The following is a 15,908-nucleotide window of genomic DNA, read 5'->3' as shown; positions in this document are numbered from 1 at the left end:
GTTCGCTTGGATTTCTGACAAATCTTTGTTGCTCATCCAAACTCTACTTTATATGTTAACAGTTGCACTCTATCAACAATATTTAAAGTAGGTCAAACAAAAGGCATAAGGATACTAGTGAAATTATTTCAAACACATTTTGGGGCAAAAATGAGCTAGCCAACCTGCTAATTTAGAAGATCGAGCCGACAATACGGACTGTAAGTTTCTGGCCTAACTGATTTATAAATTATCACCTCTACATTAAAACAACCCAAACACATTATTTTTCCCATCTTGTTCAAGGCATTTGATCTGATGGTGCTTTGGTTCTCCACCAAACAATAAAATATACAACTTCCGGTCTTGATACGTCCCCACTACATAGTGGTCTTTTTGTATCACGTACTCGATAGTTTCGGCTTCTTCATCAGTACACAGATATTTAATATCGACCAGCTTCACCCACTTCAAACCGATCACGTTTTCAGCTTCTATAAACCCACCAAATGGTGCCGTAAAGCGATTACCTAGTTTCAAAACCGCATCAATCACCCCTTGGTTCTTCTTACTTACTCCAATTGGACCATCACTGTTGATTTTGAAATGACTGTAGCCAGCAGTCACATGAATTGATTGATACACAGCAATAACCTATTAGCTTTCTTAGCACTTTGAGATAGGAGCCTAACCTGTGCTTTTTGTCCGATATAAAACATTGTTCTACGTTTCAGCTCTAATTATGCTGTTTTTACATACAGTGATTTTAGGCTTTATTATGTCTATCCGCAATTTAAAAGATGGTTCTACCAAACCTTGGCTCTGCGAATGTTACCCGAATGGGCGAACGGGGAAACGTGTTCGTAAAAAGTTTACGACTAAGGGAGAAGCAAAGGCTTTTGAGCTTCACACGATGAAGGAGATTGACGATAAGCCATGGATGGGAAGTAAAACCGATCACCGTAGAATGAGCGAACTGTTAGACACTTGGTGGACCATACACGGTCATACGTTGAAATCGGGTAAACAAGCTCGGGAGCTAATAGCCAAGACAATTGAAGAATTAGGGAATCCAATTGCCTCCCACCTTAAAGAACGAGACTACTTAGACTATCGTGCAGCGCGAATACCCTACCGTGGCAAAAATAAATCTATTAAGATTTCACCAACAACACATAACACGGAATTGATTTATCTAAAGGGAATGTTCAAGAAACTGATTAAGTACAATCAATGGAAATACCCCAATCCACTTGAAGCTATCGAAACAATCAAAACAAGTGAGAAGAACCTAGCATATCTAACCAAGCCACAAATTGAAGAGTTCTTAGTTAACCTGAAAAATTTCAACCGAGTCATTACAGTCTCGATTCCGCAGCTCATTGTAATTTCTAAGATTTGCTTAGCCACCGGTGCCCGTATAAGTGAAGCTCTAACTCTTACCCGTTCACAGGTAGCTGAATTTAAACTGACTTACACCGAGACAAAAGGTAAGAGGAATCGAAGTGTGCCCATCTCACCAGCTTTATATCAAGAGATCTTAGATATCGCCGTGAGCGACCATGAAATTTTTAACACGAGTTACAAGGACGCCTGGCGCTACATTAAAAAAGCTTTACCAGAGCACGTTCCGAGTGGGCAAGCGACGCATGTTCTACGGCATACCTTTGCTTCGCATTTTATGATGAACAAAGGGGATATCTTGGTGTTACAGCGTATTCTTGGGCATACTAAGATTGAGCAGACAATGGCGTATTCTCATTTTGCTCCAGAACATTTGATACAAGCTGTACACCTCAATCCATTAGAGAATTAATGGCGACAAAGTGGCGGCAGACACTGTAATCGACCGTTATTTAGCGGTTTTATTCGTAAAAAAGGCGACATTTTCACTGTCGCCTTTTGCTATTTAGAGCCTAATTTTTTCTATTCCCAATCAAGGATAACCTTGCCAGAAAGCCCACTACGCATAGCATCGAAGCCAGTTTGGAAATCATCAATTTTAAAGTGATGAGTAATGATTGGTGATAGGTCTAACCCTGATTGAATCAAACTTGCCACTATATGAAAAAACAAAAATAACCACTAAATATCAATAGTTTAAATTAATTATCAATTAAGAATGGCGACAAAAAAGGCAACAGTTTTACCTGTTGCCTTCTGATATTCAAAACCGGTAGTATCCTACTCCCAGTCTAAAATTACCTTACCAGACATACCAGATCGCATCATGTCGAAGCCTTTCTGGAAGTCGTCCACTTTGTAGTGGTGAGTAATAATTGGTGTTAGATCTAGGCCAGATTGAATCAAAGAAGCCATCTTGTACCAAGTTTCGAACATTTCACGACCGTAGATACCTTTGATAACCAAGCCTTTAAAGATTACTTGGTTCCAGTCTACTGCCATGTCTGATGGTGGAATACCTAGTAGAGAGATCTTACCGCCGTGGTTCATGTTAGTCAGCATGCTGTTGAACGCAGATGGGTTACCAGACATTTCTAGGCCTACATCGAAGCCTTCAGTCATGCCAAGATCAGACATTACGTCTTCAAGCTTCTCTTCCATCACGTTTACTGCGCGAGTCACACCCATTTTCTTAGCAAGATCTAGGCGGTACTCGTTTACATCAGTGATTACAACGTGACGAGCACCAACGTGCTTAGCAACAGCTGCAGCCATGATACCGATTGGGCCAGCACCAGTAATTAGCACGTCTTCGCCAACTAGGTCGAAAGAAAGTGCTGTGTGTACTGCGTTACCAAACGGGTCAAAGATTGAAGCTAGATCGTCAGAGATTTCTGCAGGGATCTTAAATGCGTTGAACGCAGGGATCACAAGGAACTCAGAGAACGCACCAGTGCGGTTAACACCAACACCTGTTGTGTTACGACAAAGGTGAGTACGGCCGCCACGACAGTTACGACAGTGACCACATGTGATGTGACCTTCGCCAGATACACGGTCGCCGATTTCAAAACCACGAACTTCTTGGCCAATGCCAACAACTTCACCCACGTATTCGTGACCTACTACCATAGGTACTGGGATTGTGTTTTGTGACCACTCATCCCAGTTGTAGATATGTACGTCAGTACCACAAATTGCGGTTTTCTTAATACGAATAAGAAGATCATTATGACCCATTTCAGGTTTTTCAACCTCGGTCATCCAAATGCCTTCTTCAGGCTTTAGCTTAGAAAGTGCTTTAATTTTCATAATGTTACCTAGTTCATCTCGCCTAACTGTAAGGCGAGAATCAAAAATCTATATGTTCTACTGGATGTTGTTCTATCTAATTAAAGGATGCTCGTGGCACCCCTTTAAAATTAGATGATACCCATGTCTTTACCAACTTGGATGAACGCATCGATTGCGCGGTCTAGTTGCTCACGAGAGTGTGCAGCAGACATTTGCGTACGGATACGAGCTTGACCTTTTGGTACTACAGGGAAAGAGAAACCTACAACGTAGATGCCTTTCTCTAGTGCGCGCTCAGCGAACTCAGCCGCTACTTTTGCATCACCAAGCATGATTGGGATGATTGCGTGGTCTGCACCGCCCATAGTGAAGCCAGCTTCTTCCATGCGAGTACGGAAGTGAGCAGAGTTTTCCCATAGTTGAGTACGTAGGTCGCCAGATTCCGCAAGAAGATCTAGAACGCGGATAGACGCAGATACGATTGCAGGAGCAACAGAGTTAGAGAATAGGTATGGACGAGAACGCTGACGTAGCCAGTCGATCACTTCTTTCTTACCAGAAGTGTAACCGCCTGAAGCGCCACCCATTGCTTTACCAAGAGTACCAGTGATGATATCGATACGGTCTACAACGTTGTGGAACTCGTGAGTACCCGCTCCGTTTTCGCCCATGAAGCCCACTGCGTGAGAATCATCAACCATCACTAGTGCGCCGTACTTGTCAGCAAGGTCACAGATAGCAGGAAGGTTAGCGACTACGCCGTCCATTGAGAACACACCGTCAGTTACGATAAGCGTGTGACGAGCGCCCGCTTCTTTAGCTGCGATAAGTTGTTGCTCTAGCTCTTCCATGTTGTTGTTCGAGTAACGGAAGCGCATTGCTTTACACAGACGAACACCATCAATGATAGATGCGTGGTTTAGAGCATCAGAAATGATTGCGTCTTCTTTGCCTAGAATCGTTTCGAATAGGCCAGCGTTTGCATCAAAGCAAGATGTGTAAAGGATAGTGTCTTCTTTACCAAGGAACGAAGATAGCTTTTGCTCTAGTTCTTTGTGAGAGTCTTGAGTACCACAGATGAAACGTACTGAAGCCATACCAAAGCCGTGCTGATCCATACCATCTTTAGCTGCTTCGATAAGAGCTGGGTGGTTAGCAAGACCTAAGTAGTTGTTTGCACAGAAGTTTAGTACTTCTTCACCAGTCGAGATAGAAACCGCTGCTTTTTGTGCAGAAGTGATAATGCGCTCAGACTTGTAAAGACCTTCTTCTTTAACTTCTTCGATTTGAGTTTGAATCTGTTGGTAAAATGCAGAAGACATTGTCTATTCCTTCCTAATTATTATTCAGCAGCATCGCGCGCCGCATTATGTAGGGGATGTAAACGATTTCAATTCGATCATTTACACTGTAAAACTTATACCCCTATTCTAGTTGAACATCTCCTTCTCGATTATCCCTTTAGTTGGAAAAACATTAATGAATCACAGGCACGAATAATAGTTCATCCCAGTGACGCAGGGCACATAAACGCCCTTCACCTGCTTTTTTAAACGCCAAATTAGCTATAATTTCCGTCTAATTTCGCTTTCATATCAAATCTCAATTTTTCATCTCAGAATGCGCAGCAGCAACGCCGCTATACAGATGAGCTTCAAACACAACAACCTATCAGAGCAATCACGTCAATCAATTAATGAAATTGATTCACAAATCAAAGTAAATCGCTCACAATGACCATTAAGTTCATCGTTGAAACTAGCTTAACTGGATACTTATGATTAACCCAAAACTCATCGCCCTGCTTCCGGATCTCGCCTCGTTCATTTTGGTGGTTAACGAAGGTAGTTTTACGGCTGCAGCAAAACAGTTAGGCGTGACACCATCAGCCTTGAGTAAGCTCATCACCCGCTTGGAAAAAGCGCTATCGGTGAAACTGTTTGAGCGTACCACTCGTACCCTTATCATTACGCAAGCGGGTCAATTGGTTTATGATCAGAGTGTGGTGATGATCAACGCAGCGCAACAAGCCGTTGAACTGTCTACCTCCGACCATACCGAACCTGCAGGCTCGATAACGGTAGCGGCGCCTGAAGCCTTCTTGAATTCGGTATTGCAGCCTTTCGTTGTTCCATTCTTAAATCAGTATCCAGAAATCCAACTTAAATTGAGAGCGGCTGACGGCGACATCGATATTTTACGTCAAGGCATCGACATTGCTTTCCGCCTGACTGATAAGCCCGACGAAAGCTTAGTATTGAAAGAGTTAGGAAAAACAAACCTCGTGTTGTGTGCAAGCCCTGACTATTTAGATGCCAAGGGGATTCCTCACCACCCTACCGAGCTGTCTGAACACGACTGTTTGTATCTTGCAGAGACAGACAAAGATCACATTTGGGATTTTCTTAAAGATGATGAATTTCACACAGTACCCGTCAGTGGACGTTACGCAGTTAACCACTCGCAGATGCGACTGAAAGGTGTGAAAGAAGGTCTAGGCGTCGGTATTTTCCATGACTTCGTGATTCAAGATGCGTTGGCTGAAGGGTCTGTAGTACAAGTGTTGGAAGATTGGACCATCAAGAGTAACTACCATGGTGCTATCGCGATGCAATTTGCTCAAACCAAGTATATGCCCGCACGACTGCGTGTATTCATTGATTACGCCATGAAGCACTTAGGTGACAAGTTGGCAGGAGAAATAAACTGATGCTGAAAGGAATACACCACGCGGCCATAATCTGTTCAAACTACGACGCGTCGAAACACTTTTACACTGAGATTTTGAAACTTGAGATAATTGCCGAAAACTATCGTGAGGCTCGCCAGTCGTACAAACTTGATTTAGCGCTACCTAATGGTGCTCAAATAGAACTATTCAGCTTCCCTAACGCGCCAGAAAGGCCTAGCTTTCCTGAAGCTCAAGGGCTAAGACACTTAGCTTTTTGTGTTGATGACGTTCAACAAATCAAAAGCTATTTGGAAGAACAAAGAATCGAAGTCGAACAGATCCGAATTGATGAATTTACAGGTAAAGCATTTACTTTTTTTGCCGACCCTGACGGGCTTCCGTTAGAGCTTTATGAAATCTAGAGCTTTATCAAATATAGAGCTGTACAAGTCTAACGTCTTCTTAATAAACAGAGCATGTCATCTGAATAATGAAACTGACCTCCTGAAAAAGGAGGTCAGTTTGTATATCAATTAACTCAATGCCGTCTTGAATTTCTCAACGCGTGAAAATAGTAACCAATCCAGCAGCATTGCTGTCACGATCGTCGCTCCCGCCAGTGGAAACAGTACTGAAATAACTATCACGATCACTAAACCTGTCTTCCAAAGCCCTGCATCGCCAAACTTCGGTGGCGTGCCAAGCTTTCTTTGACCTGAAGGTCTACGTATCCACCACATCACACCGCCAGTCACGGACACAACAATGAACGCCAAACAAAACAAAGCATTTAGAAGCTTGTTAATGATGTTGATGTCACCTTGATGCAATGAAATACCTACCGCTAACGTTTTGGCAATGAAGTTATAATCTTGCCATGTCACCTCACCCAGAATACGACCTGAGTATTGGTCGAGGTGCGTAGTACGATCCTGCGTTGGATCAATGATGTCACCGCCCATAGTGTTGGCTGTGACCGTGTAAACACCTGTTTCTGAACGCGGGAAATTCACCTTGTATTGAGTGAAACCAAGTGAGTGCGCTTTTTGGATAACATCATCAATCCCGAAACTGCTTGCTGACATCACATGTTGAGAGTGGTCTTCGCCCATCTTAGAGTGATCATGAGGTTCAGATGCCTCTTCCACGTGATGTACATGTTCTGCAGGCTTATCTTGAGACAACGGCAGCGGTGTTTGTTCTAGATTCCATGGAAGTTCTTCCTCTGAGCCATGGTTAAGCGATGTGTGCGTCTTATCAGACAGCGGAATATCGTCCCACATTTGAGCAGGGAAAGTGCTCCATGCTTGAACTAATTTACCGCCCCAGAAGCCTGTCCAAGCCAATCCAGACAGAATAAACAACAACAGAACGAGCGATAACACACCTCCAATGTTCGCATGCAGATCACGCATTAAAATACGCGTTCCTGAACCAAATCGAAGCTTAAGAAAACCAGCGCGGCTCGCGTTATCTCTAGGTAACCATAAGTAAATACCACTGATGAGCAACAGAATAGACAAGCTTATTGCGACTTCAATTAGATAATCACCCCAATCACCAATCAACAAAGTGCCGTGAATGTCATTCGCGAGTTGGTACAGGCTGTCGCTACGCGGAATCTCTCCGACCACTTCGCCCGTATATTGATTTACCGTGGCGAAGACCGATGTGCCGTCTACAAGTGCTACCGAAAAGCGGTTAGCCAGATCAGGAGCTTTGCTCGGAACAAACTGGGTAACCGAACCTTGTGGGTATTGAAGTTGTACTGCAGCTAACTGTTGTGACACTTTAATCGGCTCGCCCGATGCAACAATCTCTAGGGCTTCGTGGTGGAAAGTCAATTCGATTTCATCATCAAACAGCATCACCAAACCTGTAATGCTCAGCATTAACATAAACGGGATAACAAATAGCCCAGCATAGAAGTGCCAGCGCCATGTGAGGAAATAGAGGGTTTTATTGCGGTCTTTGCTTTTTATATTGGTTTCCGAACCGGTTGTTGCACTGCTTTTAGACTGCGAAGTTGCTTGTGCTTTCGCAGGGGTTTGAGATTCATTTCTCAACATTATAATTTCCTTTGACACACGCAAACATACCTTCTGAAAAATCAGAAAGTAATCTGAGCATGTTTAACTTTACTTAATACTTTATTTTTTAATTATTTTAATGGGTTAGGTTTAAGCAATAACAAAGGGAGGGCCGCGCGGGGCTTGCCTCGTGTAGCGTTCGCTTAGAGCCAAAAAAGCGTAGCTGTCGGAGACAATAGAACTCAGTCGAGTTGTCAGTAGTGTAGTGGGAAGTTCATCTTGGTGAAACGTGGAAAAATGGCTAAACGGACACGGCTTTCCTTTATGAGTATTAGGTTCGCCTTCTTCGATTTGAACCAATTCAAAGCCATTGACCGTACATAACGACGCCCATACTCCCGCACTATTACCATGAGCATTGATAACAGGCATTAATGTCACTAGCGCCCAGCTTAATGCTGTTGCAAGTAACATGAAGAAGTTGAACGAGGTTCGGCGCATTATTCCAAGTCTTTATAAATTTCCCTTATTATGAGGGACTTGGAATATAGGTAAACGTAAAGATTAACAGCAAGTTAAAAAATTGAAGCTAACGCACACTCTTTTTCGTTAAATACTGGTTACAACACTAAAGCTAAGAAAGTAATACTCATCTCTTTGCAGCAGGCTTTCGATAAAAGAGACAATAAAAACGCCGCCTTACACCTTCCTCGAAAGAGGGTAATGTAAGGCGGCGTTTTAGAAATCGAATCTTGAGGTTTGCTCTTTGTTACCTATCTAGCAAACGTTCATGATTAACGAATTAACCGAAGATCTTGCTCCAGATGCTTGGGTTACGCTTCTCATGGTACTCTTCACGAAGGCCATCAATAGTACGAAGTTCTTGCTGTGCCGACGCTAAGTCACCTTGGTCTAGCTTCTGCTCAATGCTATCCAGTGATGCACTGATCTTTTTGAAGCCTTCCATGAAGTTGTCTTCTTTCTCGACTGGGTAAACACCCGTTTTCAGCTCTGCCACTAGCGTATCTAAACGAACGATAGGCTTTTGCATCTCTTCAATGCTTTGAGCTTCTGCCGCTTGTTTGAACGCAAGCTTCATTTCTTGCATGTTTTTCTTAAGGTCTACATTAGCAAATGCGTTGCCAGACAATACTGAAGCAGCGATTAAGCCAGATAAAAGGATTGAGCGAGTTTTCATTGTTTCTCCAAGTGAAGCGGTGTCTTTGAAGTTAGAGCCGTCATTACTGTGGCACTTCGACTTTATTATTTTCGGCTAGTGTATACAAAAATCTTTCAGGCACAAAAATTGATTGTGTCGAAATGCAAACCCGCCGACATTCTCTTAAACAAGATCTGAATATTCTGGGATTTCATTACGACCGCGCAAGGCCAAAAAGGCTAGGAACTGCTTTGGCGAATGGGTAATCACTTTACTCGAATCTACGCCCACTTCATCTAACAATGCTGCGACTAAGTCTAAGCCACCGACATCTAAACAGAAATGCGCATCGCTGCCTGTTGTAATAAATGCACCCTTCGCTTTCGCTATTCTTGCAATCTCATAGCAGCGGTCAACACTGCCAACTCGGCTATTGCCTTTGAGTGTGGTGTTGTTGATCTCAATCGCCACGTTGTTCTCAACCGCACATTGAATAACGGCTTCGAAATCGAAATCAAAATTAGGATTGCCTAAGTGACCAAGCGCATCAATTCGACCGCCCTTAATCACATTCAACAATGCTTCTGTATGGGTAGCGACATCCGATGGGCGAAATACTGGCTCATGAAAACTCGCGATCACCCAATCCAAGTTCTTATCCACACTCGGATGAATGTCGATTTCACCCTGTGTGTTCATGATGTTTGACTCAACACCTCGAATAATTGCGACATCTTCAATAAAACGAGGGAGCACACGCTGATTGCTGAAGAACCAATAGTGTGGCGCGCCCGGCATTGATTCTGAATGATCAGTAGTACAAAACATGGCTAAACCATTTTGCTTTGCCGACTTGGCGTTTTCGATCAATGTGCTGTAAGCATGACCACTTGCGTATGTGTGGGTGTGAGTATCTACTTTGAGTTCCATGAATCAATGCCCTCTTCGCTCGGTCAAAATACGTTTTTCAGAAAGTAACTCTGAATCTCTTTCAGGAAAAGAATACTTCAGAAAATGAATGCCTAATGGCAACAATTCGGCCAGTTTATCAGCTGAAAGTGACAATTAGCACCCAAACATAAAGGTTTATTACTGGTTCATTTACACGACACGGGAATACGTGGCTAACCAGAGCCAGCCAGCGCTTGGCCTTATCTAAGTAGAACCGCACACACTCGGTAATTGCGCCAATTTTTTGCAACCTACCCAAGTTCGTCAATACTTAAACCAGTCTACAAACCGGAGTGTTAGATGAGAAGAAGACGATATCCGCTGAGTATCCACATCACTAGCCTTTTCCTAATTTTGACAACACTTGTCGGTGCGGTATTGATTTCGATAAGTTATCGGCACTCCCAAGAGCTGCTGCTAGGCACAGTGCGCGAGATCAGTAATGAGCACCGCGACAAACTGGAATCAGTATTTAAACAAGCCATTGCCCCTGTTATCACAACCTTAAATGTGATGGCGGTGAGCCCGTTTGTTGCTCATCAAGCTTCCGCTGTCGAAAAAGACTCTTGGCTTGCTTCGGTCGATATCATCTTCAAGCAAAACACCAATTTGGTCGCTCTATTTTATGGTTCTGAAGATGGTGACTTCAGAATCTTTCGTCCATTAAGCACCAATAAACAGAGAGCCGAAAACAGCGCGCCCGCTAAAGCGACCATGATGGTCAGCAGCACCAATCTAGACGGTGAAAACTTTATTACCTATCTTGATGGCGCACATCAAGTGATCAGTACTCGACAAGCAGAGAGTAAGTTCAACCCCACCACTCGTCCTTGGTTTCGTAACGCAAAGCCTGATGGCTCAATACAACTCTCTGAACCCTATCTGTTCTATTTCCTGCAAACCAATGGTATTACGCTCTCTAGGCGTTCTGCCGATGGCAAGCATGTGGTTGGTGCCGACTTTACGTTGAGTTCCCTCTCTTCTCAGATCAGTGAATTAGCTTATTCTCCGCAAACCCGACTCGCCTTGTTCGATCAACATTTTAATCTTCTCGGTCAGCATCAACTTGAGCTATCAGTACCCAAGCCTGACTCCCAATCTGATGACACAAGTAAAACTGAGCAAACGAACAACCAAACAACGGGGAATCTCTCTGGCAGTGAGCAAGACCAAAGCTTCTTTAATGTGCCCAAACGTGAACAGATGGAAGCATTGAAAGCGTCCGTTATTGCGCCGCTTATCTCTGATGAAGAGAAGTTTAACTTCAATCTAAAAAACGTTGAGTACAACTTAAACACTTGGGCACTAACGCTAACGCCGGTTCAACTGACTCAAAATGTCACCTTATACTTGGCAGAAGCGACGCCACACAATGAGCTGCTCGCTGATCTTATCTCGATGCGAGACAAGCAAGTTGCGGTCGCGATTGGGATGTTGTTCATCTGCTTCGCTATCGTATGGTTTGTTGCTAATCGACTGTCTCAGCCGCTCAATACGCTGATGCAACTCACCGACAACATCGCTCGGTTCGACTTCAGGCGTACTCATTATCCCAAAAGCATGATTCAAGAAGTGGCTAACCTCGCCCACTCGATTGAGCTAATGGAACACACGCTTCATGATCTGATTACCCTACTTCGAGACACCGCCGGGAATCAGGAGTTTTCGATCTTAGCCAAGAACATTGCTCATCAAAGCTATTTAATTACCAAAGCAGAAACCATTGTCCTTTTCACTCAATCCAAAGAGAAAGACGTGTTTGATACGGCAGCCAACCTTGCCATTCTTCCTTTTAAGGCCGACATCAATGACTTCATCAAACACACGCCTTGGTTGCTGTGTCAGCTTAAATCTGGTGAGACGATCCATTTAAACAGAGAAGACAATGTTCTCAACTATTACCAAGATTCGATCTTCAATTCAGACCTGTACCTATTTCCACTATTAAACCGAGAGAAACTGTTGGTAGGGATTGTGGCAATTGGCTATGAGAGACCAATTACCAAGATGCAGGCAGACAAGCACGCCTTTTTAAGAGAGTTGCTCAGCTTTGCGGAAATAGCGAAAGACAACATCGACCAAATGCAGCAACAAAAAGACATGCTTAATGCCTTTATTGAGCTGATTGCATCGGCGATTGATACCAAGTCACCTTATACGGGCGGGCATTGCCAACGAGTGCCTGAGCTCACCAAATGGCTAACTCAAGCAACCATAGATGATGACCGCTATTACCCGCAATTCTCATTGGACAGTAAACAGTGGGAAGAGTTGATGCTCGCCGCTTGGCTTCATGACTGCGGCAAGGTGACCACGCCTGAATATGTGGTAGATAAGGCAACAAAACTGGAAACCATTTACGACCGAATCCACGAAGTGCGAATGCGTTTTGAGTTGTTGAAACAGCAAGCGGAAACCGATTACTGGAAAGCGATGGCGAACGGTGCACTACAAGAAGAACAACTCAAAATACTCGAACAAAACCTGTCTGAGCTGGATGAGGAGTTTGCCTTCGTTGCTGAGTGTAATCTTGGCGGCGAATCTATGACGGAAGAGCAGCTAGAACGCTTAGATCAAATAGCCAAACGCCAATGGAAACGTACACTGGATGATCAATTGGGTTTGTCTTGGTCTGAAAAAGAGAGATTTAACACCCAAAAAGAGTCGGTTGAGAAAGAGAGAACTGAGCCAACAAGTCAGGAAAAGGGTTTGCCTGTCATGGAGCCTCTGCTTGCAGACAAACCGGAGCATAAAATACCTTGGGACAATGGCTTTAACCCTGGCGATGTATGGCAAGAAGCGTTTGTACTTAAGCCCGGAGAAGTTAAATACAACCAAGGTGAACTGCACAATTTGAAAGTACGCCGTGGTACGCTAAACGATGAAGAACGTTTCATGATCAACGATCATATTATCCAAACCTTCACCATGCTCAACAAGCTGCCTTACCCGCCTTACCTTCAAAACATTCCGGATATCGCCAGCGGACACCACGAACGTATCGACGGTAAGGGATACCCAAGAGGCTTAAACGAAGACCAGTTACCTCTGCCGTCCAGAGCAATGGCAATTGCTGATGTCTTTGAAGCGCTCACCTCTAGTGATCGCCCTTATAAGAAAGGTAAACTCTTAAGCGAATCACTCAACATCATGACCGACATGGCCACCAGCGGTCATATCGATCCCAAGTTGTATCTGCTGTTTTTGGAAAACAAAATCTACGATAAATACGCTGAGCGATTCCTAGAAATGAACCAACGCTGCGAGATTGACCCGCACGAACACATCGACCGAGTAAAAGAATACATACGCTCATTGTTCTAAGTTTTAAATTAACCATTCAGAGGATAAGCCATAACTCAATGGTTAGCTTTTAGCTGCCGAGTCCAATACCGCAACGTCCACTACAGTCGCTACAGCCACTGTGGTGTGCGGTTTTTGTTTGGCTTTCGCCTTGCTGTGTCTTTTTGCCAGCAATGTATTGGTGATGCTCGCCACGACAATCAGGTTAATGCCAATCATCTGCTGTGTAGAAAACACATCATCAAAGAACAAGCCCTGCCAAAGCGCGCTAAACAGCATGTTAGTAAAAATCAGAGGTGCCAACTGGGAGCCACTGTCTGCAAGCTTATACGCCTTGGAACGGAAGATTTGGGTATTGATGGTAAACAGTGCAAGACCAAGTGATCCGAGAACAATCCAGCGTAAATCGTCAAAAGACAGTAACGCCGACACGAAGCCTTTTTCAGCACTTTCAAGCACATCGGGCACCGCAGAAAGTGAAGTAAACACCACCATTGGAATCACAATGATTGCCGCGACTAAAAAGGTCCACGCGTTAAGCTCTGCTGGTGTCAGGCTAGTTTTAGACGCTCGGTACAAACTCACTTGCGAGCCAGAATTAAATACCCCCGCGAGAAGTCCAAGCAGAAGCGCAGGTCTAAAGAACTCAGAACCCAACTCAAACTGCGACCAATCCCCCGCCATCATCACTACGCCAACAAAAGTGACAGCTAAACACACGATCGTCGTTGTATGAATCTTGGTTCTAAATATTAACTTTTCTAACAATGGAATAAACAGAGGACCCGTACTGAATAACACAACCCCTTCAACCAGCGTTAAGGTTTGCAGTGAAGTAAGGAAACACCACTGACACGCCACCATAAAGATCGCTCGCATCACCAAAGGTTTCCACATTTCTCGTGTCGGCTTGCTGATTTTGTAAAAAGTCAGGAAAAGAAATAAAAACAGACCGGGTAACAAAAAACGCACAAAACTGAGTAACGAAGTGGGCATCACTTCAGATAGATACTTGGCCATCAAGCCACTTAAAGACAAACTGAACGTCGACAACAACATGAAAGTCGTCGCCTTGGTAATATCAGACATAATTATCACCTCCTATGACATCTATTTTAGAGGCGTGACGTAATGAAAAATAGCGAGTAATATTAACGATAACTGTAAGGAAAACTTACCAATGAAAAAACTCGTTCCGCTTAAATCCGTTTACGCTTTCATTGCTGTCGCTGAGACTGGCAGCATGACCGACGCCGCTCGGGTGCTGTACGTCAGTCACTCTGCGGTAAGCCAAGCGATAAAGTCGTTAGAACAACTGGTCAACAAGCCTCTGTTTCAACGAGTCGGTCGTCGTGTTGTTCTTAATGCCGCAGGTAAGCGATATTACCGCAAAGTCGCGCCCGCACTTGAGCAAGTGATAGAGGCGACCGAAGAGCTTGCCAGAACGCCTAACGACCACCGCATTACCCTCAACATGGTCAATTCGCTCGCGATGCACTGGTGGATCCCACGAGTTCCCGACTTCCAAGCTTTCGCTCCCTCACTTGATATCCGTATTTCGACGCTAACTGGCCCTTTCGATATTGAACAGGAAGGGGTCGATGTTGCGCTCGTACATGGCAAGCCCAATGAGTGGGAGCAATATTACAGCGAGAAACTGGGCGACGATGATCTGGTCTTGGTGTGCAGCCCTACTCTATTAAAAAACCAGACCGGATTGAGCGTCGAGCAACTCGTCAAACAAAACCCGACCATTGGCGTTTTTAACCTCAGGCGGCAACACGACTGGCAAGTGTGGTGCGACAATTACCAAATTCCACTGCCCACATTCCATAGCAATCTGACGTTCGATGTCTCCATTCAAGCGGTGCAAGCTTCAATTCGTTCGTTAGGCGTACTAGTAACGCATCGCTTGTTTGTGAAAGATGATATCAGCCATGGGATGCTTGTCGAATTGGGTAAACCGGTTGCTAACCCGCACCAAGATTTTTACTTTGTTTGCCCAAAAAACAAATTAAAACAAGAAAGTGTGCTAAAACTGAGAACATGGTTAAGACATGAATTCACACGCTCAGAGACAGCACTGAACGATGACATTCAAGAGCAAGACCAAACTATCAATCAATAAGCGAGTGACAGCTCAGCAAGCTTACAAGAGGCCATTATGATTATTACCACCACACAATCAGTCGAAGGCAAACGCATTGTCGATTACAAAGGGGTTATTGCCGGAGAAGCCATTCTAGGGGTGAACGTTTTCAAAGATATGTTTTCAGGAATTCGTGACTTTGTGGGTGGACGTTCTGGCACCTACGAGAAAGAATTAGAAAAAGCACGCAACTACGCATTCAAAGAGTTGGAGCAAAAAGCGATTGAAGCGGGTGCCAACGCGGTGGTAGGCGTAGATATTGATTACGAAGTCTTGGGAACAGGTAATGGCATGTTGATGGTGTCTGCTAGTGGCACTGCGGTGGTGGTTGCTTAGCCAGTGGCAAACCCATCGCTCAATAGCTCTATCCATCGAATAACGGATTCATTCGCTTAATCGTGTGATTCTCTAAAAATGCCCCTTAGCTAAATCGCTAACTAAGGGGCGTGATTGTATGCGTTGCCAAGT

Annotated in this window: 15 protein-coding genes; 6 read left to right on the top strand and 9 right to left on the bottom strand. The window is 44.2% G+C overall.

Going from position 1 to position 15,908, the window contains the following annotated elements:
• Nucleotides 1–243: 243 nt before the first annotated feature.
• Entirely contained in the window at nucleotides 244–624 is a 381-nt protein-coding gene (locus AB4486_RS09195) for a hypothetical protein (RefSeq protein ID WP_016800220.1), read from the bottom strand.
• A 133-nt stretch (nucleotides 625–757) separates the two neighbouring features.
• On the opposite strand from AB4486_RS09195, the gene AB4486_RS09190 reads away from it, so the two are divergent.
• Nucleotides 758–1,795: a tyrosine-type recombinase/integrase gene (locus AB4486_RS09190; protein ID WP_029203706.1), complete on the top strand. Its 1,038-nt coding sequence runs from the start codon at nucleotides 758–760 to the stop codon at nucleotides 1,793–1,795.
• A gap of 110 nt (nucleotides 1,796–1,905) precedes the next feature.
• On the opposite strand, the gene AB4486_RS09185 is transcribed toward AB4486_RS09190, so the two are convergent.
• The 3 genes from AB4486_RS09185 to AB4486_RS09175 form a co-directional block, all read right to left on the bottom strand.
• Nucleotides 1,906–2,055 carry an L-threonine 3-dehydrogenase gene (locus AB4486_RS09185; RefSeq protein ID WP_371958531.1) on the bottom strand — a complete coding sequence of 50 codons (150 nt, stop codon included), beginning with the start codon at nucleotides 2,053–2,055 and terminating at the stop codon, nucleotides 1,906–1,908.
• 108 nt (nucleotides 2,056–2,163) lie between these two features.
• Entirely contained in the window at nucleotides 2,164–3,195 is a 1,032-nt protein-coding gene (tdh, locus tag AB4486_RS09180) for an L-threonine 3-dehydrogenase (RefSeq protein ID WP_017059546.1), read from the bottom strand.
• Between the two features lie 110 nt (nucleotides 3,196–3,305).
• A complete protein-coding gene (locus AB4486_RS09175; RefSeq protein ID WP_372117005.1) occupies nucleotides 3,306–4,499 on the bottom strand; it encodes a glycine C-acetyltransferase in 1,194 nt (397 codons plus the stop codon).
• Between the two features lie 455 nt (nucleotides 4,500–4,954).
• Between AB4486_RS09175 and AB4486_RS09170 the strand changes: the two genes are divergently transcribed.
• Both AB4486_RS09170 and AB4486_RS09165 read left to right on the top strand, forming a co-directional pair.
• A complete protein-coding gene (locus AB4486_RS09170; RefSeq protein ID WP_065584581.1) occupies nucleotides 4,955–5,887 on the top strand; it encodes a LysR family transcriptional regulator in 933 nt (310 codons plus the stop codon).
• Nucleotides 5,887–6,270 carry a VOC family protein gene (locus AB4486_RS09165; RefSeq protein WP_017069423.1) on the top strand — a complete coding sequence of 128 codons (384 nt, stop codon included), beginning with the start codon at nucleotides 5,887–5,889 and terminating at the stop codon, nucleotides 6,268–6,270. Before AB4486_RS09170 ends, AB4486_RS09165 begins: the two co-directional genes overlap by 1 nt.
• 111 nt (nucleotides 6,271–6,381) lie before the next feature.
• Here AB4486_RS09165 and AB4486_RS09160 read toward each other — a convergent pair whose 3' ends face one another.
• The 4 genes from AB4486_RS09160 to AB4486_RS09145 all read right to left on the bottom strand — a co-directional run bounded on the left by AB4486_RS09160 (nucleotide 6,382) and on the right by AB4486_RS09145 (nucleotide 9,967).
• Complete coding sequence (locus AB4486_RS09160; RefSeq protein WP_372117003.1) at nucleotides 6,382–7,917, bottom strand: PepSY-associated TM helix domain-containing protein; 1,536 nt, start codon at nucleotides 7,915–7,917, stop codon at nucleotides 6,382–6,384.
• 111 nt (nucleotides 7,918–8,028) lie between these two features.
• The gene (locus AB4486_RS09155; protein ID WP_017064798.1) at nucleotides 8,029–8,379 is read right to left on the bottom strand and encodes a hypothetical protein; all 351 of its coding nucleotides are present in this window, start codon (nucleotides 8,377–8,379) and stop codon (nucleotides 8,029–8,031) included.
• A gap of 301 nt (nucleotides 8,380–8,680) precedes the next feature.
• Nucleotides 8,681–9,076, bottom strand: coding sequence for a cytochrome b562 (locus tag AB4486_RS09150; protein WP_017059534.1), 396 nt, complete (start codon nucleotides 9,074–9,076; stop codon nucleotides 8,681–8,683).
• Between the two features lie 144 nt (nucleotides 9,077–9,220).
• Nucleotides 9,221–9,967 carry a phosphatase gene (locus AB4486_RS09145; RefSeq protein WP_017059533.1) on the bottom strand — a complete coding sequence of 249 codons (747 nt, stop codon included), beginning with the start codon at nucleotides 9,965–9,967 and terminating at the stop codon, nucleotides 9,221–9,223.
• A 321-nt stretch (nucleotides 9,968–10,288) separates the two neighbouring features.
• Between AB4486_RS09145 and AB4486_RS09140 the strand changes: the two genes are divergently transcribed.
• Nucleotides 10,289–13,312, top strand: coding sequence for an HD domain-containing phosphohydrolase (locus tag AB4486_RS09140; RefSeq protein ID WP_372117001.1), 3,024 nt, complete (start codon nucleotides 10,289–10,291; stop codon nucleotides 13,310–13,312).
• 42 nt (nucleotides 13,313–13,354) lie between these two features.
• Here the strand turns inward: AB4486_RS09140 and AB4486_RS09135 are convergent, their stop codons facing one another.
• Nucleotides 13,355–14,380, bottom strand: a complete 1,026-nt coding sequence (locus AB4486_RS09135; RefSeq protein WP_372116999.1) for a DMT family transporter — start codon at nucleotides 14,378–14,380, stop codon at nucleotides 13,355–13,357.
• Between the two features lie 91 nt (nucleotides 14,381–14,471).
• On the opposite strand from AB4486_RS09135, the gene AB4486_RS09130 reads away from it, so the two are divergent.
• Together AB4486_RS09130 and AB4486_RS09125 are read left to right on the top strand one after the other, a co-directional pair.
• Entirely contained in the window at nucleotides 14,472–15,419 is a 948-nt protein-coding gene (locus tag AB4486_RS09130; protein ID WP_065584578.1) for a LysR substrate-binding domain-containing protein, read from the top strand.
• Between the two features lie 36 nt (nucleotides 15,420–15,455).
• Nucleotides 15,456–15,776 (top strand): heavy metal-binding domain-containing protein, encoded by a 321-nt coding sequence (locus AB4486_RS09125; protein WP_004730185.1) that lies wholly within the window; start codon nucleotides 15,456–15,458, stop codon nucleotides 15,774–15,776.
• Nucleotides 15,777–15,908 lie beyond the last annotated feature (132 nt).

The sequence above is a fragment of the Vibrio sp. 10N.222.55.C6 genome, assembly GCF_041473395.1.
In the GTDB taxonomy this organism is placed as follows: Bacteria; Pseudomonadota; Gammaproteobacteria; order Enterobacterales; family Vibrionaceae; genus Vibrio; species Vibrio crassostreae_C.
The sequence above is the reverse complement of the archived record's forward strand: the minus strand, read 5'-3'. Positions and strand labels throughout refer to the sequence as shown.